Source organism: Nonomuraea sp. NPDC049607 (assembly GCF_040675375.1).
GTDB lineage: Bacteria > Actinomycetota > Actinomycetes > Streptosporangiales > Streptosporangiaceae > Nonomuraea.
In genome coordinates, this window is sequence record NZ_JBFAOV010000018.1 from 89,768 (window position 1) to 111,892 (window position 22,125).

At 70.7% G+C, this 22,125-nt stretch carries 20 protein-coding genes and 1 pseudogene; 12 read left to right on the top strand and 9 right to left on the bottom strand.

Annotated features, from left to right (window positions below):
* Positions 1-75: 75 nt before the first annotated feature.
* Together AB0J97_RS30770 and AB0J97_RS30775 are read right to left on the bottom strand one after the other, a co-directional pair.
* Positions 76-2,781, bottom strand: coding sequence for a family 78 glycoside hydrolase catalytic domain (locus tag AB0J97_RS30770; RefSeq protein WP_364094938.1), 2,706 nt, complete (start codon positions 2,779-2,781; stop codon positions 76-78).
* Positions 2,778-4,031 (bottom strand): MFS transporter, encoded by a 1,254-nt coding sequence (locus AB0J97_RS30775; RefSeq protein WP_357701472.1) that lies wholly within the window; start codon positions 4,029-4,031, stop codon positions 2,778-2,780. The genes AB0J97_RS30770 and AB0J97_RS30775 overlap by 4 nt, the downstream gene beginning before the upstream one ends.
* A 126-nt stretch (positions 4,032-4,157) precedes the next feature.
* Here AB0J97_RS30775 and AB0J97_RS30780 point away from each other — a divergent pair, with 126 nt between their 5' ends.
* Positions 4,158-5,177 carry a LacI family DNA-binding transcriptional regulator gene (locus tag AB0J97_RS30780; protein ID WP_357701470.1) on the top strand — a complete coding sequence of 340 codons (1,020 nt, stop codon included), beginning with the start codon at positions 4,158-4,160 and terminating at the stop codon, positions 5,175-5,177.
* A 269-nt stretch (positions 5,178-5,446) separates the two neighbouring features.
* On the opposite strand, the pseudogene AB0J97_RS30785 reads toward AB0J97_RS30780, so the two are convergent.
* A pseudogene (locus tag AB0J97_RS30785) lies at positions 5,447-5,767 on the bottom strand (MFS transporter); the annotation flags it as partial.
* Positions 5,768-5,913: 146 nt separating this feature from the next.
* Complete coding sequence (locus tag AB0J97_RS30790) at positions 5,914-6,507, bottom strand: NAD(P)H-dependent oxidoreductase (protein WP_357701466.1); 594 nt, start codon at positions 6,505-6,507, stop codon at positions 5,914-5,916.
* Positions 6,508-6,606: 99 nt separating this feature from the next.
* Here AB0J97_RS30790 and AB0J97_RS30795 point away from each other — a divergent pair, with 99 nt between their 5' ends.
* The 3 genes from AB0J97_RS30795 (at position 6,607) to AB0J97_RS30805 (ending at position 9,664) form a co-directional block, all read left to right on the top strand.
* Positions 6,607-7,323, top strand: coding sequence for a TetR/AcrR family transcriptional regulator (locus AB0J97_RS30795; RefSeq protein ID WP_364094945.1), 717 nt, complete (start codon positions 6,607-6,609; stop codon positions 7,321-7,323).
* A 170-nt stretch (positions 7,324-7,493) separates the two neighbouring features.
* Complete coding sequence (locus tag AB0J97_RS30800; protein WP_364094948.1) at positions 7,494-8,912, top strand: serine hydrolase domain-containing protein; 1,419 nt, start codon at positions 7,494-7,496, stop codon at positions 8,910-8,912.
* A gap of 32 nt (positions 8,913-8,944) precedes the next feature.
* Positions 8,945-9,664 carry a MerR family transcriptional regulator gene (locus AB0J97_RS30805; RefSeq protein ID WP_364094951.1) on the top strand — a complete coding sequence of 240 codons (720 nt, stop codon included), beginning with the start codon at positions 8,945-8,947 and terminating at the stop codon, positions 9,662-9,664.
* Here the strand turns inward: AB0J97_RS30805 and AB0J97_RS30810 are convergent.
* Positions 9,661-10,296 (bottom strand): TetR/AcrR family transcriptional regulator, encoded by a 636-nt coding sequence (locus tag AB0J97_RS30810; protein ID WP_364094954.1) that lies wholly within the window; start codon positions 10,294-10,296, stop codon positions 9,661-9,663. The two genes, AB0J97_RS30805 and AB0J97_RS30810, sit on opposite strands and share 4 nt — an antisense overlap.
* 111 nt (positions 10,297-10,407) lie before the next feature.
* Between AB0J97_RS30810 and AB0J97_RS30815 the strand changes: the two genes are divergently transcribed.
* Positions 10,408-11,808, top strand: a complete 1,401-nt coding sequence (locus AB0J97_RS30815) for an alpha/beta hydrolase (RefSeq protein ID WP_364094957.1) — start codon at positions 10,408-10,410, stop codon at positions 11,806-11,808.
* 39 nt (positions 11,809-11,847) lie between these two features.
* On the opposite strand, the gene AB0J97_RS30820 is transcribed toward AB0J97_RS30815, so the two are convergent.
* Positions 11,848-14,121, bottom strand: a complete 2,274-nt coding sequence (locus tag AB0J97_RS30820) for a hypothetical protein (RefSeq protein ID WP_364094960.1) — start codon at positions 14,119-14,121, stop codon at positions 11,848-11,850.
* A gap of 103 nt (positions 14,122-14,224) precedes the next feature.
* Here AB0J97_RS30820 and AB0J97_RS30825 point away from each other — a divergent pair, with 103 nt between their 5' ends.
* A complete protein-coding gene (locus AB0J97_RS30825; RefSeq protein WP_364095125.1) occupies positions 14,225-15,124 on the top strand; it encodes an aminoglycoside phosphotransferase family protein in 900 nt (299 codons plus the stop codon).
* 55 nt (positions 15,125-15,179) lie between these two features.
* Here AB0J97_RS30825 and AB0J97_RS30830 read toward each other — a convergent pair whose 3' ends face one another.
* Positions 15,180-15,875 (bottom strand): SDR family oxidoreductase, encoded by a 696-nt coding sequence (locus tag AB0J97_RS30830; RefSeq protein ID WP_357701453.1) that lies wholly within the window; start codon positions 15,873-15,875, stop codon positions 15,180-15,182.
* A gap of 83 nt (positions 15,876-15,958) precedes the next feature.
* Here AB0J97_RS30830 and AB0J97_RS30835 point away from each other — a divergent pair, with 83 nt between their 5' ends.
* Positions 15,959-16,483, top strand: coding sequence for a TetR/AcrR family transcriptional regulator (locus tag AB0J97_RS30835; RefSeq protein WP_364094965.1), 525 nt, complete (start codon positions 15,959-15,961; stop codon positions 16,481-16,483).
* Between the two features lie 94 nt (positions 16,484-16,577).
* On the opposite strand, the gene AB0J97_RS30840 is transcribed toward AB0J97_RS30835, so the two are convergent.
* Positions 16,578-16,955, bottom strand: coding sequence for a hypothetical protein (locus tag AB0J97_RS30840; protein ID WP_364094968.1), 378 nt, complete (start codon positions 16,953-16,955; stop codon positions 16,578-16,580).
* Between the two features lie 392 nt (positions 16,956-17,347).
* On the opposite strand from AB0J97_RS30840, the gene AB0J97_RS30845 reads away from it, so the two are divergent.
* From AB0J97_RS30845 to AB0J97_RS30865, 5 genes are all read left to right on the top strand, one after another.
* The gene (locus AB0J97_RS30845; RefSeq protein ID WP_364094971.1) at positions 17,348-18,292 is read left to right on the top strand and encodes a hypothetical protein; all 945 of its coding nucleotides are present in this window, start codon (positions 17,348-17,350) and stop codon (positions 18,290-18,292) included.
* 134 nt (positions 18,293-18,426) lie between these two features.
* Positions 18,427-18,831, top strand: coding sequence for a YbaB/EbfC family nucleoid-associated protein (locus tag AB0J97_RS30850; RefSeq protein ID WP_364094974.1), 405 nt, complete (start codon positions 18,427-18,429; stop codon positions 18,829-18,831).
* Positions 18,824-19,174: a hypothetical protein gene (locus tag AB0J97_RS30855; protein ID WP_364094977.1), complete on the top strand. Its 351-nt coding sequence runs from the start codon at positions 18,824-18,826 to the stop codon at positions 19,172-19,174. Before AB0J97_RS30850 ends, AB0J97_RS30855 begins: the two co-directional genes overlap by 8 nt.
* Before the next feature lie 6 nt (positions 19,175-19,180).
* Positions 19,181-21,430, top strand: coding sequence for an NUDIX domain-containing protein (locus tag AB0J97_RS30860; RefSeq protein WP_364094980.1), 2,250 nt, complete (start codon positions 19,181-19,183; stop codon positions 21,428-21,430).
* Positions 21,431-21,446: 16 nt separating this feature from the next.
* Entirely contained in the window at positions 21,447-21,818 is a 372-nt protein-coding gene (locus tag AB0J97_RS30865; RefSeq protein ID WP_364094983.1) for a hypothetical protein, read from the top strand.
* Between the two features lie 70 nt (positions 21,819-21,888).
* On the opposite strand, the gene AB0J97_RS30870 is transcribed toward AB0J97_RS30865, so the two are convergent.
* The gene (locus tag AB0J97_RS30870; RefSeq protein WP_364094986.1) at positions 21,889-22,104 is read right to left on the bottom strand and encodes a hypothetical protein; all 216 of its coding nucleotides are present in this window, start codon (positions 22,102-22,104) and stop codon (positions 21,889-21,891) included.
* Positions 22,105-22,125 lie beyond the last annotated feature (21 nt).

Consider the following 22,125-nt stretch of genomic DNA (forward strand, 5'->3'; position numbering starts at 1 on the left):
ACCGTACCTCAGGTCCGAGACCTTTCACAGGGGCCGCGGGCGGCGAGGACGGCTACTCGTCGCCCGTTTCCGCGCTCAACCCCGCAGTTGCTCGTCCAGGGCCGACCGCAGCCGCGCGACCTGTTCCGGGGTGGCACGTGGGGCGACCACGGAGGCCAGCTCGGACAGCGGCAGGCGCAACCCGCGAGCAGCCAGGGCCGCCGGATCGCCGATCACGCCATGGGCGGTCATCACCGGTGTCAGGCGCTCCCACAACCGAGCGTCGTCGACGGCGTCCGCGATCACTTCCGGCGACGCCGGCGGCGGCAGCTCGGCCTTCCACTGATGATCACCAGGTCCGGTCAGGAACGGTTCCCGCCCCGGCAGGTGCACGATCGCCTCGGTCCCCGGCGGGACCCGCGCTTCGAGGACGAGGGTGCCGTCGCTGATCCGCCACGCCACGCCCGCCTCGCCGTACGGAGTCTCCAGGTCGGCCTCTGCCCAGGTCAGCCCATATCCCGGCAGCGGACGGACCTCGATCCGCCGGTAGCCGGGGGCGGCGGGCGCGAGGCCGGCCACCCGCCGGTGCAGCCAGTCGGCGACCGCGCCCAGCGCATAGTGGTTGAACGAGGTCATCTGGCCGGGGTTGATCGAGCCGTCGGGCAGCATGCTGTCCCAGCGTTCCCAGATCGTCGTCGCCCCCATCGTCACCGGGTAGAGCCACGACGGGCAGGAGCGCTCCAGGAGCAGCCGGAACGCCAGGTGCGGGTATCCCGCCTCGGTGAGCGCGTCCGTGATCAGCGGCGTGCCGACGAATCCGGTCGCCACCCGGAAGCCGTTGGCCCGCACCAGGTCGGCCAGCCTCGATCCGGCCGCTTCCCGCTGCTCCGGCGTCGGCAGCAGGTCCCACTGAAGGGCCATCGCATAGGCCGTGGGAGTGTCGCTGACCATCAGCCCGCGCTCTGTGACGTAGGCGGAGGCGAACGCCCGCCTCACCTCCGCCGCCAGGTCCCGGTAGCGTCGCGCGTCCTCGCTCAGGCCGAGCACGGCGGCGGTCCTGGCCAGCAGGTCGGTGCTGCGGATGTAGTGCGCGGTGGCGACCAGGTCCTTGTCCGTACGGGAGTCGCCGGGCGCGTCCGGCGGGGCGGCCGGGTCCAGCCAGTCGCCGAACTGGAACCGGCCGGCCCACAGGCCGTCCTCCCCCGCGAAGGCGTTCAGCCGTTCCACCCACGCCCGCATGCTCGGATACTGCTCGCGCAGCACCTCGGCGTCGCCGTAACGCTCGTAGAGGGTCCACGGCACGATCGTGGCCGCATCTCCCCACGCGGCGGCGGCGGGAAGGATGTTGTGGTGGATGTTCGGCACCACGAACGGCACGCAGCCGTCCTCGAACTGCTCCGCCGCCAGATCCCGCAACCACGAGGACAGGAAGGACGAGCAGTCGGCCAGGAAGGCGGCCGCGGGGGCGAAGACCTGGATGTCGCCCGTCCAGCCGAGCCGCTCGTCCCGCTGGGGGCAGTCGGTCGGCACGTCGAGGAAGTTGCCGCGCATGCTGCGCACCACGTTGTCGTGGAGCTGTTGCACATCGGGGTCCGAACAGCGGAAATGCCCTGTGGGGCGCAGGTCGGAGCTGAGAACGACCGCTTCGACCGACTCGATCTCCTCAGGAGCCACGCCACGCAGCCCCGCGTACCTGAAGCCGTGGAAGGTCAGCGACGGCTCCAGCACCTCGGTCCGCCCACCGGCCAGCACATAGCGGTCGGTGGCTTGGGCACTGCGCAGAGGGCGGATGCCCAGTTCACCGTCCTCCAGCACTTCGGCGTGCCGGACGACGACCTCCTGCCCGGCACGCCCGCGCACGCGCAGCCGTACCCAGCCCACCAGGTTCTCCCCGAAGTCCACCAGCAGCTCCCCCGACGGGGCCGCGTACCGCATGTCGCCCGGCACTGCGGCGACCGGCCGGACGGGCGGAGAGTCGCCGGGAAAGAGCTGGTCGAGCGGCTCGTCGAGCACCTCCACCGGTTCGCCCGCTCCGCGCCCGATCCGCAGGTCGGTGGTCTGTCCGTCGTAGAGGTCGTCGGCGAGGACGCCCGTGGTGTGCGCCTGCCAGCTCTCGTCGGTCACCACCAGGTGCGTGCTTCCGTCGGCGCACTCGATCTCCAGTTGCGCCAGCAGCGCGAGCCGGTCGCCGTACAGGGCTCGCTCGCCGCGCCAGTAGAGCCTGCCGCGGTACCAGCCGTTGCCGAGCAGCGCGGTGACCTCGTTCTCGCCCGGCCTGAGCAGGGCGGTCACGTCGTGGGTGCGGTAACGCAGCCGCCGGCCGTAACTGGTCCAGCCGGGGGCCAGTTCCTCGTCGGTGACGCGCTCGCCGTTGATCCGCGTCACGTGCAGCCCGAGCGCGGTGACGTGCAGGCGGGCGCGGGTCACCGCCGCGGGCAGCTGCACGGTACGGCTCAGCAGCGGTGCGGCGGTGAGCACCCCGCCGAGGGTCCGCGGCGAGACGAAGCGCGCGCTCCAGTCCCCGGCGCCGAAGAGCGGCGTCTCGAAGGCCAGCGGCCGGCTCCAGGCGCCCCAGCGGCCTCGGCTGCCGACGCTGACGCGCAGCGTTCCGGTGGCGCGGGAGTCCAGTGGGGCGAACGGCCATCGCACTCCGAGCTGTTCGGCGCCCTCCGCCGTGTGGACGACGGGCTGCCCGCCGGCGAGGGTGAGCTCGATGCGATAGGCGTCGAACGGCTCCGTGGTCCGCCAGGACAGACGCGGTCGCGGCGCCGGCATGCCGTGCAGCCGCAGGTCGACGCTCACCGGACCGCCACAGGGTCGGCGGTGGCCTGCATGCGGCGGCGCAACGGGAAGATCCACGTCCAGGCGATCAAAGCGGCGATGAGCACGGCGGCGAGCAGCACCACCATCAGCGCCTGGGGGCTGGCGTCGGCGATCGCCGGGGTGACCAGCGCGAAGCCCGCCGCCACGAAGCGGGTGAAGGCTATGGCGACGCCTTGCGCGGTGCCTCTGATCAGGGTGGGGAAGAACTCCTGCGACCACACCTTGAAGATGACCTCGCCGGCGAAGCTCGCGCCGATCGTGATGGCGAACTTCAGGATGATCAGCGTCACCGTGTTCAGCCCCACGACCAGCGGGATCGCCGCTCCGATCGCCATGATCGCGACACCGATCGTGTAGAGCAGCATCCGGGCGGGCCCGTCCACGTACTTCATGAAGAGCAGGATGGTGAGGAATCCGAGCGGATAGGCCAGCATCCCCACGAGGGTGGCCGTCGACACCTGCGCCCCGGCCACTTCGGTGAACAGGAACGTCTGGAACTGGCCGAACGTGTTGGCGACCAGGTTGCCGACGGCGTAGAAGAGGCCGAGCCCGACGACGGCACCGAGGAGCGGCCTGGACGTCAGCACGCGCCAGGAGTCGCCGCGCACGCCCTCGGCCGGGCCGGCCTGCTGCCGGTCGCGCTCGCGTACCCACTCCTCCGACTCCCCCAGCCTCCGGCGCAGCACGAGCACCACCAAGGCCACGACGATCACGTGCAGGTAGATGATCCGCGCGCCGATCGTTCCGCTCCCCGAGACCAGGAACGCGATGAGGTAGGCAGCGAATCCGCCACAACTCCAGAGCACCTGCGAGAAGGCGACAAGCCTGGCACGCCGGCCTTCCGGCGCCTCCTCGGCCACCAGCGCCAAGGAGGTCGGAATGTCGGCGCCCATCGCCAGACCGGTGACGGCCACACCGACGAAGATCATCCACGGCTGGACGGCGAAGGCGAGCAGCAGGAGACCGGCGACGAAGACGACCAGGTCGTACGTGAACACCCTGCGCCTGCCCAGCAGGTCCCCGAGCCGTCCGCCGAACACGGCTCCAAGGGCCAGGCCCAGCGTCAGGACGGACGACGCCGTGCCGATCATCCACGGGCTCAGCCCGAGCTGCTGCTTGTACAGAACCAGCGCGGTGCCGGTCCCCACGATGGTGGCCGCGTCCATGTAGGAGGCCATGCCGCCGAGCGCGGCCGTCCTCCAGGCACGCCTGGCCGTCGTCTGTGTCATCTGCGTCGATACCTCGTGTAGGGGGTTCCACGGCCCGCACGCCGCCGGTCCGCGTTGTGTGAAGCGACTATTGTGGATCGATCTACATTTTTCAAGAGGGAAGTTCCGGACCGCTATGTTGCTGCCATGAGTTCCTCGCGCCCCACGATCTCCGACGTCGCCGCCGCGGCAGGAGTGTCACGGGCTGCCGTGTCGAAAGTCCTGCGCGACGCCTACGGCGTGAGCCCGCGCATGCGCGAACGCGTCGAGCGGGCCATCGCCGAGCTCGGTTACCGCCCCCGGGAGGCCGCCCGCGCCATGCGCACCGCCACCCGCACCATCGGGGTGGCCGTCCCCTTGCTGCGTGGCCAGTTCTTCGCCGACATCCTCGACGGCGTCTACGATGAGCTCGACACCGGCCCCTACCGGATGCTCGTCTCGCCCTTCGACCACGAGACCAGCGAGCGCAACCCCGGCATGGAGTCGCTGTGGGACCGCGAGGTGGAAGCGGTCATCGTCGTCTCGCCGAAGGTGCGCGCCTCCTGGCTCGACTCCTTCGCCCAGCGGCTGCCGACGGTGGTGGTGGCCAGGCACGACGCGAGCGACCATTACGACCGCGTCGTCAACGACGACCGAGCGGGCGCGGCCCTGGCCGTCGAGCACCTGGCGGCGCTGGGTCACCGGCGGATCACTCACCTCTCGCACAACGTCTCCGGGCCCGGCACGCTGAGCCCGCATGCCGTGCGCGAGGCCGGCTACCGCGAAGCGATGCAACGGCTGGGGCTCGACGCGTCCCTGTCGGTGGTGACGTGCGGCGGCAGCGAGGCCGAGACCTACCGGGCCACGGCGGCGCTGCTCGACCGGGGAGATCCGCCGACCGCGCTGTTCGTCGGGTCCGACCAGGGGGCCTTCGGGAGCCTGCGGGCGCTGTCGGAGCGTGGGCTACGCGTGCCCGATGACGTCTCCGTCGTGGGCTACGACGACACCCAGTTCGCCTCGCACCCGCGCTTCTCGCTCACCACCGTCGCCCAGTACGGCACCGCCATGGGCCGCGTCGCGGCCGGCCTGGCGCTGGAGCGGATCAAGGTGCGCACGGAGGCACGGGAGTGGGTGTCACAGCCGGCGTTGATCGAGCGTGAGTCCACAGGACCCGTACGCCTTGCCTGACGCCACCGGCCGATTGATCGCCCGGCTGGTCGGCTGAAAAGCGCCCTGCGCCAGGCGCGTCGGGCGCTGCCCGGCGGACCGGCCCGACGGCTCCCCCGCCGATCGGCGCTGTTCATGGTGATCAGCGTGGTGCTCTGCATCACCAGCCCGATTCCCGCTCCGATGGGGAGGGTGAGGGCTGAGGCGAGGGCGGCAGGGGTGTCGCCGTCGAGGAGCAGCAGGGCCGGCGCGCCGAGGGGAAGGTTGACGTAGAAGGTCCAGCGCCAGCTCAGGTGGTCGGTGAGCGGGCCGCCCAGCAGAGGTCCGCCGACGTAGGCGACCGGCATGATGACGCCGATCATCGACTGCAGCAGCCCGCTCTCGCGCGGCGGGACCAGGACCCCGATGATGGCCAGCGCGCCGACCATGAGCCCGCCCGCGCCGAGCCCCTGGACGGCGCGGAAGGCGATGAGCTGGGTCATGTCCTGCGCCAGGCCGCAGAGTGCGGACCCCGCCGGGAAGAGCACGATCGACGTGATGAAGGTGGCCTTGCGGCCGAACAGGTCGCCGAGTTTGCCCCAGATCGGGGTGGTGGCCGCGCCGGCGAGCATGTACCGGTCACCACCCAGGGCAGCTGGTCCGGGCCGCCGAGGTCACCGGCGATCGTGGGCAGTGCGGTGCCCACGATCAGGCCGTCGAGCATGGCCAGGAACATGCCGATGAACAGCCCGAAGATACCGGGACGGGTTGTGGCGGTTCAGGCGGCGTAGGGGCGGGCGGTCCTGGCCTCGCGCAGCGAGTGCGCCCACCAGGCAAGACGGTCCAGCATGACCTTGGCCGCGGCGTCGGCGGCCGGGTCGACGGCCTTGCCGTCGCCGTCGAACTGCGCCCAGGGGTGCTGCAGGCCGACGCTGTCGCGGATGGTGACGGCGTGCAGTTCGGCCAGGACGAGCCGCAGTTGCTCCACGGCGCGCAGCCCGGCGGAGAAGGCGCCGTAGGAGACGAACGCGACGGGCTTGGCGTGCCACTCGGTGTTGTGCCAGTCGATGGCGTTCTTCAGCGCCGCCGGGAAGCTGTGGTTGTACTCGGGCGTCACGATGACGAAGGCGTCGGCCGCCGCCATCCGCGGTGACACGGCCGCCAGCAGGTCCTTGGCCTCCTGCGTGGCGGGCGGCTGCCCGAGTACGGGGTAGACGGTCGGCAGCGGGGTCTCGACCAGGTCGATCAGGTCGGCGTTCATGTCCTCCCGCTGGGCCAGGTGGTCCATGATCCAGCCGGCTACGGCGGGGCCGAAGCGGCCGTCACGGGTGCTGCCGAGAAGGACGGCGATGTTGAGCATGTCGTTCCCCAATGTGTACAACGTATTCGCGAGAGACAATGTACGCATCGATGTGTACGCTGTCCACTTCTGATACGTTGTATCTGTCGCGACGGGAAGGGGGCCCTGACTGTGGCCACGGATGAGAACGTGTCGCTGTGGGAACGGCTGGAGCGGCCCGCCCCCACGCCCCGCCAGGTGTTGTCGCCGCAGCGCATCGCCACGGCCGCCGTCGCGATCGCCGACGCCGAGGGTCTGGAGGCGGTCACCATGCGCCGTCTCGCGGCCGAGCTGAGCGTCGCCCCCATGGCGCCCTACCGCCACGTGTCCGGCAAGGACGACTTGCTGGAGCTGATGGTCGATCACGTCTACGCCGACCTGAGCCTGCCCGACGGCCTCGGCTGGCGCGAGAACCTGCGAACGCTTGCCGTGCGCACGCGCCGGCTGATGCTCGACCACCGATGGCTCGCCCAGTTGCCCCCGCAGGCCAAGCTCTCCCTCACACCTCGCCGGATGGCCGTGGCCGAAAAGGCCCTGGCGGCCCTCGACGACCTGGGGCTCGACGCCGACGCGATGATGAGCGCCTTCCGTACCGTGGACGCCTATGTGCACGGCTCCATGAACTACGAGAGTGCCGTCACCACCCTGATCGCCGAACAGAACCTGTCCGACGGGGACGAACTGCGCGACACCCTCGCCCCGTTGATGATGTGGCACATGCGAACCGGCCGTTATCCCACTTTTCAGCGGTACCTGCACACGGCCGCCCGCAAGGACGACACCCAATGGCAGTTCGAATCCGGCCTCGACTGCGTCCTCGACGGCATCGCCGCCCGCCTGGGCCTTTGAGGGACGCGGCCACCGCACGGGAAGCATCGGCGCAAGTCCCCGGCGGTGCCACCGATCGCACCGCGATCATGTAGGCGTTCCCGCTCCTCCGAGCCGCGCCGGCCGGTGACGAACCGATTTCCCGTTCCGGCTTGACCCTGCCCCTAGGGCAAGGCTCCACGATGTTCCGCATGAACAACGCACTGCGCACCGTCGAAGCCCAGATCCGCGAGCAGGCCGCCACCTCCTGCGAGTCCGGCGGCATCCCCGGATTCGTCGCCGGCGTCCACCACGCCGGCGAGCAGATCGTCGTCGCCCACGGCACCGCGAACCGTGCCACCGGCGCACCCATGCGCGAAGACACCGGTTTCCTCTTCGGCTCCGTCACCAAGGTCCTGACCACCACGCTGGTCCTGCGGCAGGTCGACCGCGGACTGCTGGACCTTGACACCCCGGTGGTGACGTACCTTCCCGAATTCGTCCTGTCCGCGCCGGGCGCCGCGGACAGGATCCTGGTCCGGCACCTGCTCTCCCACACCAACGGCATCGACGCGGACCTGTTCTTCCCCGACGCCCGGGGCCGCGACGCCTTGAAGACCTACCTCACCGGCCTCGCGAGCGACTGCGGCGCCTTGTTCGAGCCCGGCGAGCAGCTCAGCTACTCCAACGGTGGCATGATCGTCGCAGGCCGCCTGCTGGAAGTGGTGACCGGCACGCCGTTCCCCGACCTGCTCGCACGCGAGATCTACGCCCCGGTCGGCATGAAGGACTCCAGCACCTCCGCCGAGCAGGCCATCCTGCGCAGCACGGCGGTCGGCCACTTCCTGGACCCCGAGACCATGACGGCCGAGCCCACGACCATGTTCACGCTGCCCGACACCTGGGGACCGGCCGGCGGCACGCCGATCGGCACCGTCGCCGACCTGCTCGCCTTCGGACGCACCCACCTCGCGGGCGGGGTGTCGCCTTCCGGCACACGTGTGCTGTCGGCCGAGTCGACCGCCCTCATGCGGCAGGTCTCGTACGACATGGCGTCCCCGAACACTCCGCCGATGGGCCTGGGCTGGGTGCTGTACCCGTTCGGCGACACCACCGTCCTGGCCATGTCCGGCGCGTCGCCCGGCGGCGTGTCCATCTTGTGTGTCCTGCCCGAGCACGACCTGGTCTTCACGGCCTTCGGCAACAGCCCGGGGGCGATCATGCTGCAGGACCGGATCCTGCAGTGGCTGCTGAGCGAGCATCTCGGCGTCCAGATCCCGGCTCTGGTCACCGGATCGGAGGACGTCGACCTCACCCCGTACGTGGGCACCTACCGCTCCGACCAGCTCCGCATCGAGGTCAGCATCGTCGACGGCCAGCTTGAGGAACGGACGACCTACGAACCGGCGGACGAAACGCAGGAGCGGATCTTCACCGAGTTCGCCGGCGGCACGACCTCCGCCCCGCCGCAGCGCTATGTGCCCATCCGGCCGGGCCTCTTCGCGCCCGCCGGCTACCCGTGGGAGACGTTCGACGGATACCTGCGACTGCTGCTCGCCTCCTACCACGACGTCCGCGACGGCCAGGCGCGCTTCCGCAACGGCGGCGGCCGCCTGACCCGCCGGGCCTGACCACTCCCCGCCTGGGTGGAAGGATGTCCAGCATGCTCACGATCGGCCAGCTCGCGGACTACGCCGGGGTGACCACAAAAGCCATCCGTCACTACCACGAACGCGGTTTGCTCGCCGAGCCCGACCGCGACTCCTCCGGTTACCGGCGCTACACCGCCGACGACGCCGTCGACCTCGTCAAGATCAGGACCCTGGCCCATGCGGGCGTGCCGCTGGCCCGCGTCAAGGACCTTCTCGACGCCGACCCGGACGCGCTCGCGGCAGCCATCGCCGAGATCGACCACAACCTCGAAGGCCGCATCGCGCAGCTGCTGCGAACCCGCGATCAACTCGCCCAGCTGCGCGGCGGCGACCGGCTCTTCGTCTCCCAGGAAGTCGGCGACTACCTGGACGGTCTGCGTCAACTCGGTGTGAGCGAGCGCCAGATACATCTGGAGCGCGGCGGCTGGATCCTCATGCAGACCGCCTCCCCCGAGGACGCCTCCTTGTGGGTCGCCGAGAAGCGCGAGCTCATGGCTGATCCCGAGTTCCGCGCCCTCTACCTCGAACACGACGCCGCCTACGACTGGACCGAGGACGATCCCCGCCTTCCCGCGCTCGCGGACCGGACCCGGAACTGGTTCACCGACCACCACGGCTGCTCCGAGACCCGCCGCGTCGCCAACCCCGCCATCGCTCGGCTGGCCGCGCGATCCCAGCCTGGAGCCTCATCCCCCGCTTGGGACCGCCTGACCCTGCTCATGAACGGCTAGCCTCGATTCGCGTGCTGGTCAGAGCTGTTGACCGGGTCAGGCGCCTGTGCCCGCCCTCGCGAGTGTGAGAGCGGCGGGCAGCCGGGGTGGCGGTCGAGCAGGTCGGCGAAGGCCGCCGCCGCGTTGTCGGCGCGCGCCGGGTCCGCGGCGACCATACGGTCGAGCGCCAGGCCGTCGAGTGTGGCGAGGATGAGGTCGGCGAGCGGCTCCGCCTCCCCCGCCGCGACCCCCAGGGCGAGGAGGCCGCCCCGCAACGGCTCGCGCCACGGCCCGCGCAGTTGTTCGACGGCGGCCCGCCAGCGTTCGGGTTCCTTGGTGGCGAGGACGGAAAGGTCGAGATAGAGCCGGGTGGTCTGCGTGCCGCTCGGGTGCGCAAGGCTGGACCACAGATGCCTGACGAGGTCGGCGACGCTGCGCACCGCCTCGCCAGGAGGTTCGGCCGCCGCGGCCAGCCGCTGCTGCGCGAGCGCGAGGGCGGCGCCGACGAGCCGTTCCTTGCTGCCGAAGTGGTAGATCAGCATGCGGTCGCTGGTGTTCAGGGCGGCGGCCAGCGGACGCAGCGACAACCCGATGAGACCGTGTTCGAGCACGTAGTCCAGCACTTGCTCGGCCAGCTCGGCACGACGATCCATGGCTCGACCGTAGCAGCCTCACCCCCATATGTAGCGCATGCTACATTCGTAAGCATGTAGCGACTGCTACATGCGAAGGGGATGGCGATGATGGGGAACAGGATGGCGCCCGTGCTCGCACCGCTGGTGTGGGGTGCGGTCGCGGGGGTGAGTACGCCGCGCGGGCCGCTGACCCCGGCAGCGGCGCTGACCAGCATCGGGCTCAGCCTGGTAGTGGGCGGGGTCGCCGGATACCTCGCCAGGTCGCGATGGGCGATGATCGCGGCGCCGGCGGTGTTCGCCATGGTCTTCGAGATCGTCCGGACCGGCGCGGAAGGGCCGAGCGTCGACGCGCCGCAGGGCGGGCTGTTCGGAGTGCTCGCGTTCCTCGCCGGGCGGGGCGTGCACGGGCTGCTCGCGTTGCTTCCGATGCTCGTCGGCGCCACCTGCGGAGCCGGCCTTGCCCGATCAGGACAGGGAGCGGGCCGCGTCCGGCGCCTGCTCGGCCGGACGCTGATCGGCGTGCTCGCGATGATCGTCGCCGTGCTGGCGATCAGCGTCGCGCTGCCCGCGAGCACCGCCCCGATCACCGGTGAGCGGGCCGTCGCCGAGCTGACGGCCATCCCGAGCGGCTCCCACGGGCTCGGGCTGATGATCCGCGGCCGGGACACGGCCAAGCCGGTCCTGTTGTTCGTCCCCGGCGCGCCCGGCGCGGCCGAACGCGGAGCGGTGCGCAGGCACCTGTCCGCACTGGAGGACCACGTCGTCGTCGCCACCCTCGACCGACGCGGCGGCGGCAGCTCCTACCCGACGCTCGAACCCACCGCCACGCTGACCCCGGCGAGCGAGACCGGCGACATCCTCGCCGCCGCGAACTACCTCAGAACCCGATTCGGCAAGGACCGCATCTACCTCCTGGCACACTCCGGGGGCACCCTGCCCGCGGTGCTCGCCGTGCAACGGCGGCCCGAGCTGTTCCACGCCTACGTCGGCGTCGGTCAAGCAGTGAACACCGGCGCCGCCGACCGCGTCCAGTACGCCGACACCCTCACCTGGGCGCGCGGCCACCGGGACCGCGACCTCGCCGCCGCGCTGGAAGCCGTCGGCCCCCCGCCCTATGCCGGCATGTACGGCTACGAGCCGATGCTGCTCGCCGAGAGCAAGGTCTACGCGACCGGGAACGGCCAGGGCGGCCTCGACGAGAGCCTGGCGGCGCCCGAATACTCCTTGCTGGACAAGGTGCACCTCGTCACCGGCTTCCTCGACGCCTACGATCGCTACTACCCGCGGGCCCGCGACCTCGACCTGCGGGCCCGGGTCCCGCGGCTCGCCGTCCCCGCCTACTTCATCGACGGCGCCGACGAGGTCCCGGCACGCAGCCGGCTGCTGGACGACTGGTACGCCACCCTCCTGGCGCCCCACAAGGAACGCGCCGTCCTGCCCGGCGCCGGGCACCGGTCGCTGTTCGAGCAGCCGGACAGGTTCACCGACCTCCTCGTCGGGCGCGTCCTGGCCACAGGCGTCAGAACCTGAGCACTGCGGCGGAGACCTTTCGGCAGCAGGAGAAACAGGTCACTTCCGGTTCCGGTGGACGATCTCCCTGTCGCCCTTGCCCGGATACGCCATGATCAGCAGCCGCTGGCCGCTCTGTGCCTCGCCCTTCCAGGGGAACCAGGCGTAGTGCACGCGGATGCGGTAGTGCCCCTTGCGCCCGTTGAGAGCGAGGTTGGGCAGCTCGGTGCCGCTGAGGTTGTCGTAGAGCACGATCTGGCCGCCCGGGCTGTAGTAGCCGACCTCGACCACCTTGTCCCAGCCCTTGGTCTCGACGGGCGGCCGGCGGGTGTAGGTCTCCAGGGTGACGCAGAGGTCGAAGTCGGAGTGGGTCATGACGGCCAGGATGCCGCGCGCGGAGGAGACCAGCCCGTTGCCGGGGTCCAAGTCCGGCTCGGTCTCCTCCTCGCCTTCCCCCTCGTACGTCTGCAGCACCCCGTAGTCGGTCCACTGCGGCTCCTTCATCCGGATGGCCCGGGCCGGCCTGGTGCGCGGGCGGTGGCGCGGCGTGGCGTCGCACATGGCTTGGGAGTCGGCCCGCATCGCCGCGATCTCCTGGTCCTGTTTGGCCTTCGCGGCCTGGACGATGGTGGTGGCGCTGGGACAGATGCCGGCCAGAGGATAGGTGAGGGAATCGCGGTCGACCTGCAACCGGGCCAGCTCCCGTGGGTCGTCGCGGGTGTGGACGCCGCACAGGTGGCGCCCATAGGCGAGCACGACCTGGTCGGGCGTGGTGTCGGGGAACGCGTGCAGGCTCCGTGCGCCGCGGTCGCCGCGCAGGGAGCACACGAACTTCTGCTCGGCCGTCAGCTCGCGCGGCTCGGCCTCGCCCGTGTCGATCTCCCACGGCTCGGGCAGTTCGCAGTCCGTGACGGGGCCGCGGGCCATGTCCGCCGCGGGCAGCAGGCACAGGACCATGGCCGAGGCGAGCCCCGCCAGGAGGACGTGGTGGCGGACGCGGTGATCGGGCGGGGCGGCGTACAGAAGGAGCAGGATGAGGCCGGAGGCGGTGAGCGCGAGGGCGTACCAGAGCGGGGAGATGCCGGGAGACAGGAGCTTGGTGCCATCGTAGGGGACGACGGCGCCCCGCTCGACGAAGAGGCTTTCCGGGTAGAGCCACAGCTCCCCGAAGAAGGTGGAGTGCTCCGAAGTGAACGCGCTCACGGCGCCGATCCCGCCCATCAGGAACAGGCTCAGCGTCGTGGCGCGCAATAACGTGAGCGTCCGCCGCCGCACGGCCACCAGGATCAGCACCGCCGGCGCGCCGACGCCGACGAGGAGGTCGAGCACGAACCAGTACGCGGTGGCCTCCGAGCCGGTGTACTCGCGTACCGCGTCGCCCAGCACGTTCTTCGGTCCGAGCCAGAACGGCACCCCCCGCGCGAGGTTGACGGCCGCGGGGACCAGCGGGAGCACGATCGCCAGGGTCGGCAGCGGCCACCACCTGGCGCGCACCCGCACGGGCTCCGTCCGGGGCGCGGGAGGCTGGAGCGTGCCCAGGTCGTGTGCGGACCTCGCCCACCAGACCAGCGAGAAGACCGAAACCGCGCCCAGGAGCGAGGGCATCAGCAGCTTCCACGCCACCTCGTCCGCGCCACCGAACGCCACGATCGAGACCGAGCCGGACGAGAGGAGGGAGAAGAAGACCGCGATCACGCCGACCCGTACCGTCGCGCCGCTCCAGCGCGGATCCCGCGCCTGCGCCACCAGCAGCGACGCCAGCCACACCGACCACAGGACGTCCAGCGCCCATGTCCAGTTCTGCATGAAGAAGCGGTAGTCGCCCGTCTGGTACGCGATGGTGGTGACGACGTCATGCATCACGCTGAGCGTGCCGGTCACGAGCATGAGAACCTGCGGCCATCGGCGACCGCTCCCCCGCAGCACGCGGAAGAACAGCCATATCACCACGAGCTCGATCACATCGGCGACCAGCGACATCCACCACAGGTAGGGGATCGGCAGCTGCCAGGTCAGGACGTACACGACCATGGCGTAGAGAGCGACCCGCAGCAGTCGCGCCTCCCGGCCGTGCCGCGCCGGTTCCCCGCGCAACCGCCCGCGCAGCACCTCCCGGTACGCCCACGCCTGCACCGCCGCGATCGGCACCAGCAGGGCGGGCAGCCACGGCCACGCCCGGATCTCGTCCGCCGAGTGTCCGCCCGGGTCCGCGACGACTCTCCACAGAGGGACGAGGTCGCCGGTGACCAGTCCGACGACGGCGAGGACGATCACCACGGCCAGGTAGAGGGCCGCGAAACCGGCGGCGAGCCGGCCGAAACGATGGCGGCGCATGAGGCACTCCGGGACGGGGGGTAAGGAGGAAAGCGCCCAACCCTACTGATCCCCGCCCAAGTGGATCAAGCACCTCATCCATGCCAGGATTGCGAGAGTGGAGATGACCGATGTCACGCGCGCGATCTCGGCTGCGATCACGGTCGCCGCCTCGCTCGACCTGCCGGCCGACGACGCGATCGTTGTCCACAACTCGAACAAGCTGGCACTTCGGCTGACGCCATGCGACGTCTTCGCCCGGGTCGCCCCGGTGGGCCAGGAGGTCGCACAGTTCGAGGTCCAGCTCGCTCAGCGGCTCGCCGAGGTCGGATGCCCGGTGTGCCCCCTGGAGCCTCGGGCGGACCCGCGTGTGTACACGCGCGATGGCTTCGCCGTGACACTGTGGACCTACTACGAGCCCGTGACACCTCACACCTCACCGGTCGACTACGCCACGGCGCTGGAGCAGCTGCACGCCGGCATGCGCAAGGTCGATGTGCCGAGCCCGAGGTTCACGGACCGGATCACGGAGGCGGAGGAGATCGTCGCCGCCCCGGATCGCTCGCCGGAGCTCGCCGACGCGGACCGCGGGTTCCTCAGCGGCAGGCTGGCAGGCCTGCGCCGGGCGATCGACGACCGCGGCGCCGTGGAGCAGCTGCTCCACGGCGAGCCACATCCGGGCAATGTGCTCAGCACGAAGAACGGCCCCTTGTTCATCGACCTTGAGACGTGCTGCCGCGGACCCGTCGAGTTCGATCTCGCCCATGTTCCCGAGGCGGTCTGCGAGCACTACCCGAGCCTTGACCAAGGGCTTCTGGACGAGTGCCGGCAGCTGGTCATCGCGATGGTCGCCGCGTGGCGTTGGGAACTCGGCGACCAGTTTCCGGACGGGAGGCGATTCGGGGAGGAGTTGCTGCGCCTGCTGCGCGAGGGTCCTCCGTGGCCGACACTCGACACAGTGACCAGGCGACTGGACGGTCAGGGCGACGCGCCGGCGCTCCGGGCTCTGCACGGGGCCAGCTGAGGCCGGTCGGCCTCCAGCCCGAGACCGGAGGTCGCACCGGCGGCCAGGATCGTCCTCATGCCTTCAGCTTCCCTCCGCCGTCGACGGTGAGGACTGTCCCCGTGGTGAAGGCGTTGCCGACCACGAACGCGATCGCGGAGGCGATGTCAGCCGGCTCGGCCACGCGGTTGAGTGGTGAGGCGGCGGCGAAGCCCTTCATGGCCTCAGCCCTGACCGCCTCGTCCAGCCAGCTCCACCACTCGGTGTCCACCACCCCCGGCGAGACCGCGTTCACCCTGACCGGCGCCAGTTCCACGGCCAGGCCGGGGACGATGGCCTCGATCGCACCGTTGATCGCGGCCAGCCCGCTGGAGCCGGGGAAGGCCGCGCCCGCCGAGGCGGCGGCGATGAAGGTGATCGAGCCGCGCTCCGACAATGCCGTCGCCGCCGCCTTCGCGGTCAGGAAGTGCGGGATCAGCTTGTCTTCAACGGCCTGGCGCAGCGCGTCCGCGGTGATCGCGGAGAGCGGCCCGGCGGCCTGGCCGCGCCCGCTGACATTGATCACCACGTTGTCAACCGGGCCGATCCGGTCGAAGAAGTCGCGTGTGGCCTGCTCGTCCCTGGCGTCCACGACGTAACCTGTGCCATCGGTCTCCTTGGCCGCCTGCTCCACCCGTTCGGGAGTGCGCCCGGTGACGATCACTTCATGGCCCTGCTCGCTCAGCAGCTTCGCGGTGGCCAGGCCCACGCCGGTGGTTCCGCCAATGATCACAGTACGCATTGTTCAGACCTTCTTTCGAGTCACCTTGCCTCGAAATCATAAATCGAGACATTGTGTCTTGTAAAGTGGGAGCCATGGCAGGCAGACCGAGAAGCGAGGCGTCCAGGCGCGCGATCCTGCGCGCGGCCCTGGATCTGTGTGAGCGCGACGGGTATCAGAACGTCACGCTGAAGGGCATCGCGCAGGCCGCGGGCACCGGCAGACAGACCGTCTACCGCTGGTGGCCGACCAAGGCGGAGGTGATGCTTGAAGCGCTGACCGTGTTCGTCGAGGCGCCCACAGGCAGCGAGGACCTGCGCACGTTCCTCCTGGAGACCTTCCGGCTGAGCGGTGGCGCGGTGGGCGGCGTGGTCGTGGGCCTGATGGCCGACGCGCAGAGCGACGAGGCGTTCGCCGTGCACATGCGCGGGTTCATAGACTCCCGCCGGCAGGCGCTGCGTGCCGTGCTCGTCAGGACGCTGTCGGCGGACGTGGATCTGGAGCTGGCGGTCGACATGGTGTTCGGCGCGATGTGGTACCGGTTGATGAACCGCCACGCGCCTGTCGACGAGTCACTCGCCGATGAGGTCACCACGATGCTTGCCCGGCTGTCGTCGTAGCGCGCGTCCGACGTCCGACTCGGGCGTTCCCGAAGAAGGGCGGCCTCGAGGCGTGCCCTGTTCGCTCAGGACGCCCGAGGCGCGTCTCTCGTGGTCAGGAGCCGTCCGCCAGTGCTCCGATCGCGGCCACGGTGTGGCCGCCCGCGGCCTTGCACGTCCACAGCGCCGCCCCACCCGCCCGCTCCGGATGCAACCCGAAGGAGTGCGCCGGGCAGGTCGGCCAGATCTCGCCCTCCTGCTCGGCGATCACCCCCTGCGCGAGATCGGCGATCAGCACGAGGGTGGCGACCGGCTCGTACGCTTCGTCCGCACGCAGCCCGTCGCTGGAGTACTGCCCCTTGTACTCGACGCGCAGGTGGCCCAGGTCGTCCCACTCCGGGGAGTCGAAACCGAGCCGCCCAGGGACACCGGTGGCCTCCATGTCGCGCCGAACGGCGAGCACCGCGCCGTCCAGCACCTTGTTGGTGGTCATATCCCCCATCCTTCCGCACTTCCACCTCCATTGAGAGCCCCGGAACTCCTCGCCGAGGTCGCTGATGATGATCGACACGCCGCGCTGGAGCAGCACCCTGGCCGCCAGATACGCCGCGCACGGCCGCCAGTACGCCGACTGTTTCGGCGCCCCGCCGGATGCGTGACCTGGCCGTCCGCACGGCGGCACTCGCGCCGCGGCCGATCGACTTCTCCGCGTTGTCCCGGTAGGCCGGACACGCCGTTTTTCTGGTTCGTGGTGAGATGACAGCCATGGATGTGATTCTTCGTAAAGCGTCGGAGTCATGGGGTGTGCCGCTCTCGGAGGCGGTCGATCTGGGGGGTTCTTCGCGGTCCACAGTGATCCGGTGCCGTACGGGTGACGGGCGGAACGTGGTGATCAAGGCGTACAAACCGGACGCCTTTCGGTCTTTCACCGCGGAGGCCGCCGGGCTGGCGCTCGGCGCGGGCTCGGGCCCGAGGTTGCTCGCGGTGGACACCGAGTACCCGCTGCTCGTCATGGAGGACCTCGGCGAGGCGCCGAGCCTGGCCGACGCGCTGCTCGGGGAGAGCCCCGAAACCGCCCGCGCGGCCCTGCTCGCCTGGGCGATCGCCTACGGCCGGCTCGCCGCCGAGACCACCGGGCGCGAGGACGAGCTCGCCGCGCTGCGCGCCCGCTACGACCGGGGAGAGCAGCAGTGGGGCGAGGACCCCGAGCTCCGCGCGGCGGCCGAGGCGCTGCCCGGCGTGCTCGACGCGCTCGGCGTGGCCACCCCGCCCGGTCTGGCCGCGGAGTTGGCACCGATCGCCGATCTGGACAAGGGCCCCTACCCGGTCTACTCCCCCGGCGACATCTGCCCGGACAACAACCTCATCCTCCCGGACGGCATGCGTCTGCTGGACTTCGAGGGCGCCGGCTTCCACTCCGTGTTCCTCGACGCCGTCTACACCCGCATGCCGTTCTCCACCTGCTGGTGCGTCTTCCGGCTGCCCCCGGCGATCCAGGAGGAGATCGAGTCCGCGTACCGGTCCGAGGTGGCGAAGGGCCACCCCGACCTGCTCGACGACGAGGTGTGGCGGGCGGGCATGCGGCTGGGCACGATCGCGCTCACGGTGCAGATGACGACGCTGGTGCCGCGCGTGCTGACCGGGGACCGGCCGCTGCATCCCACGCGGCGGGCTCCGAGCATGCGTCAGCTGTTGCGCCACCGCTGGCAGGCCCTCCTGGCCGACCTCCCGCCCGGCTCCGCCGTCGCGGAGGCCATGCGCGGCCTGCTCGCCGCGACGGAGAAATGGGACTGCCCCGCCCTGCCGCCGTATCCGGCGTTCGCCGGCTGACCGGTCGGCAGGCGCCGTGGCGTCTTCCGGTCACCGGCCGCTGCCCGTTACGCAGATTTAGTACGGTATGTCGTCTGCGTAACGGAAGTGACAAAATGCAACGCATGATGCTCAGGTGACGAGAGGCGCGCTGCTTGAACGACGAGTTCCGGCTGACCATCGAAGGGTTGGCCAAGGAGTACAACCGGCAGGCCGGAGAGCTGCGCGCGGCCTACGGCAGGCTCTCCGAGCTGACGGGGACCGCCGAGTCCGCAGACCGCCTGGTCCGCGTGACGGTGGGCCCGCGCGGTCAGGTGCAGGAGATCGAACTCGACCCCCGGGTGTACCGCAAGCTCGCGCCGTCGCAACTCTCCCGCGAGATCATGCAGCAGATCGGCGCCGCCACGGAACAGGTCGCCGAGCGGACGAAGGAGCTCATGGCGCCGTTCATGCCGGAGGGGCTGCCTCTGGAGGAGGTCCTGGGCGAGGGGGCGAGCATCGACGCGTTCCTGCCCCGGCCGGTGAAGCTGCCGGCCGAGGACGGGGACGTGCGTGGGTGACACCCGCGCCGACGGCTACCTGGCCGTCTTCAGCGGCCTGCGGTCACGGTCCGCGCAGTTGGACGACAGCGTCGAGCACGCGTGGGAGCTGAAGGACCGGCTGTCCGCCGTCTTCGCCCGCGAGGGCAACCCGCTCGGCGACGACCAGTACGGCGCGGAGCTGGAGAAGAACCAGTGGATCATCGAGAACGGCATCCTCGTGGCCTTCGACGAGTACATCGCCGAGCTGGAGGACCTGCGCGACGGATTACGGGCCAGCGCGACCAACTACCAGGCCGCCGAGGGCTACGGGGATCCCGGGTACGACACCGGTGACGGCCCGGCCTACCCGCGGGGCGGGTGAGCCGCCGTGGGATTCGACGGTTTCCTCGTGCCCGACTGGGCCAAACCGTTCGTCGGCTACGCCGTCGGCATGGACTGGCCCGAGGGTGACGAGGACGGCTGTTTCCGGCTCGCCGACGCGTGCGCGGCCACCGCGCAGGACGTCCTGGACGGCTGGGGCCTGGCGGACTTCACCCGGCTCGGCGACGACTGGGACGGCGACGCGCTGAAGGAGTTCGTCATGCGGGTCCGGTCGGTGTCGGACCCGGCGCTGGTCAAGCTGATCGAGCAGCTCGTCTCGGCCGCGCTCCGGTACAACGATCTCGGCGTCCAGGTCCAGTACACCAAGCGGATGATCGAGGTCTCGGTCTGGTTCCTGATCTTCCAGATCATGTGGTTGCTGGCCGCCACCGCAGGCCCCTGGGGACCGGCGGCCGCGGCCATGGTCGGCGCCCGGGTGCAGCTGACCCGGCTGGCCATCGCCCAGCTCGCCAAGCGGCTGCTGATCAACATCGCCCTGTTCGGCGGCCTGATGGGTGGCATGGACCTCGCGGTGCAGGCGTCCCAGTCCCGGCGCGATCATCTCGACTGGGAACAGATCATGGCGTCGGCCGGCACGGGAGCACTCCTGGGCGCCTTTCTGACGGGCTTCACCGGGATCGTGCCCGCCAGGTCCATGTGGGGGCTGATGGGCCGGTCCGGCCTGGCGAGCAGCGCCGCCGACCTGACCACGCAGATCAAGAGCGGGCAGCCGCTCGACCTGGACAGGCTGTTGAAGAGCTTCACCTCGGGCGTGCTGGGCGGCGCGGACGCCCACTGGGCGAGCTGGAGCCCGTTCGCGCAGGGCAAGCCGGGCCCGGGGCCGGTCGGGCATCCGCGCCCGGAGAACTCCGGCGCGCGGGTCCACGGGAGAGCTGACGGTGACGGCACCAGGCTCGCCGACGCCGGGGCCAGGCAGGACGTGTCGTTCAGGAGCGAAGCCGGCGTCGACGCCCTGATCAACGGCTCCCGGAGCATGGAGCGGCCCGGTTCCTCCCACGCGGGCGACACCACGCTGTCCGGCCACAGCCCGTTCCAGCTCCTGGAGTACTCCGGCCGGCCCGGCGACGGTTACGTGAACGGGAACCTGTGGGGCAGGTACGGCGCGGCAGGCGTCCTGATCAGGGGCATGGACGAGCAGGGGCAGCCGCGGTACCTGCTCATGCAGCAGAGCCAGCACGTCTCCAACCCCGGCAAGTGGCAACTGCCCGGCGGAGCCCTCGACAGCCTCGAACGTCCCGTGCACGCCGCCGCCCGCGAGCTCAGTGAGGAACTGGGCGTCGGCCAGCGCTACCTCGACCAGCTGAAGCTCAGGGGCGAGCACGCGACGGAGGTCGGCGACACCGGCTGGAGGTACACCAACCTGGCCGCCGACGGGCCGATGTTCACCCCGAGGCTCGACTCGTTCGAGGTCAGTGGCGCCAAGTGGTTCACGCTCAAGGAGCTCGCCGCGATGGCGAACCAGGGCGACCTGCACCCGGCCCTGGCCAGGGCCCTCCCCGACCTGCTGGCCCGCTTCCACGACGACGGGGGCGCGCCCCCCGCCGCGCACACCGGGCCGGGGGCGGGGCATCCGGGCCTGGGGCAGACCATCCGCCGATCCGGGTCGGGCCTGTACTACACCGCGCCCGCCCCGCACGTCCCGCTGGACGCGCCCTTCGGCAGCCGATTCGTCAGCCCCACGTTCGGGGACGTGGTCTGGACGGGAGTCCGCGACGACATGTCGCCGGCCGAGCTGGACGCGGCCCGGCGCTTCGCCTCGGGCAGGCACAGCTTGATCAACCGGTTCCTGCGCATGGGCGACGACGCCTTCCAGCACTTCGCCGAACACGAGATCCCGGCGGAGCGGGCGCGGACCATCGAGCAGATCGAGATGCTGACCTCGCTCGTGCAACGTCAGCCGGTCCCCGAGACGATCGACGTGATCCGGATGCTGACCTTCCATCCGGACCTGTTCAGCGTGCCCATCGAGGAGCTCGTCGGAACCGTGCAACGCGAGCCGGGATTCCTCTCGACCAGCCTCGGCGACGAGGCGAGGTACCTGGGGGACGTGCACCTGCACCTGCGGGTGCCCGCGGGCACCCCGGCCTTCTTCCTGAAGCTGGTCAGCAAGCTCCCGGACGAGGAGGAACTGCTGCTGGGCCCGGGCCTGCCGTGGTTCGGGGAGGACGTACGGCTGCGTCGCGGCGAATGGCACATCTACGGCCGGGTGCTGACGCCGGAGGAGACCGGCCGCTGATGGAGGAGACGACCTCTTGTCACTGAAGGACCAGCCCGTCTTCCGGACCGTCCGGGCGCCGGACTCCTATCCGCGCACGACGTCCGCCGCGGTCCGCTACGTCCCGATCCTCAAGGAGGGGGTCGTCATCGGCTACCTGTGGGCCGCGACCACGGACGACGCGGCCCGGTACGTGCCGCGCGGGCAGGCCGGTGACGCCGCCTTCGACGCCGCCGTCGCCTGGACGCAGCGCCTGCGCTGGGCCAAGGCCAACGGCATGACCCCGCTGCGGGCGCTGCGTCACTGGGCCGGCGAGGCCGAAGACGCGCGTGCGGGCCGGGTCCCGGTGGGGATGCCCTTCGAGCTGGCGTCCTTGGAGGCGCTGGTCGAGCTGGCCGCCGCCGGATGACGGGTACCACGCGGAGTCCTCGCCTGGTCCTCACGCGGACCGGGCGAGGCTCGTCTTCGGGGCCGAGCGTCTACCGCTGTGACATCGGCAGGTCAGCGCGTCCGCTGTGCCGGGCCTGCCAGCCGGACACCGCGGCGATCGCGGTGGGCGGCAGCGGGATGGTGCGGGCCTCCAGCCAGTCGGGCCGGAAACCATTCAGGCTGTGGTCGGTGTCGACGGCCTGCAGTGCGGCCGGCAGAGCGGACGGATCCGAGGCAGCCGCTCGCCGGCCGAACCAGGTGAACATCGTGCCATCAAGGCGTCCGCT

Excerpts from the sequence above, each read along its gene's own strand:
- AB0J97_RS30840 (WP_364094968.1), bottom strand. The coding sequence starts at position 16,955 with ATGACCACCAACAAGGTGCTGGACGGCGCGGTGCTCGCCGTTCGGCGC.
- AB0J97_RS30780 (WP_357701470.1), top strand. The coding sequence starts at position 4,158 with ATGAGTTCCTCGCGCCCCACGATCTCCGACGTCGCCGCCGCGGCAGGA.
- AB0J97_RS30835 (WP_364094965.1), top strand. The coding sequence starts at position 15,959 with ATGGCAGGCAGACCGAGAAGCGAGGCGTCCAGGCGCGCGATCCTGCGC.
- AB0J97_RS30810 (WP_364094954.1), bottom strand. The coding sequence starts at position 10,296 with ATGGATCGTCGTGCCGAGCTGGCCGAGCAAGTGCTGGACTACGTGCTC.
- AB0J97_RS30775 (WP_357701472.1), bottom strand. The coding sequence starts at position 4,031 with ATGACACAGACGACGGCCAGGCGTGCCTGGAGGACGGCCGCGCTCGGC.
- AB0J97_RS30825 (WP_364095125.1), top strand. The coding sequence starts at position 14,225 with ATGACCGATGTCACGCGCGCGATCTCGGCTGCGATCACGGTCGCCGCC.
- AB0J97_RS30800 (WP_364094948.1), top strand. The coding sequence starts at position 7,494 with ATGAACAACGCACTGCGCACCGTCGAAGCCCAGATCCGCGAGCAGGCC.
- AB0J97_RS30820 (WP_364094960.1), bottom strand. The coding sequence starts at position 14,121 with ATGCGCCGCCATCGTTTCGGCCGGCTCGCCGCCGGTTTCGCGGCCCTC.
- AB0J97_RS30870 (WP_364094986.1), bottom strand. The coding sequence starts at position 22,104 with ATGTTCACCTGGTTCGGCCGGCGAGCGGCTGCCTCGGATCCGTCCGCT.
- AB0J97_RS30805 (WP_364094951.1), top strand. The coding sequence starts at position 8,945 with ATGCTCACGATCGGCCAGCTCGCGGACTACGCCGGGGTGACCACAAAA.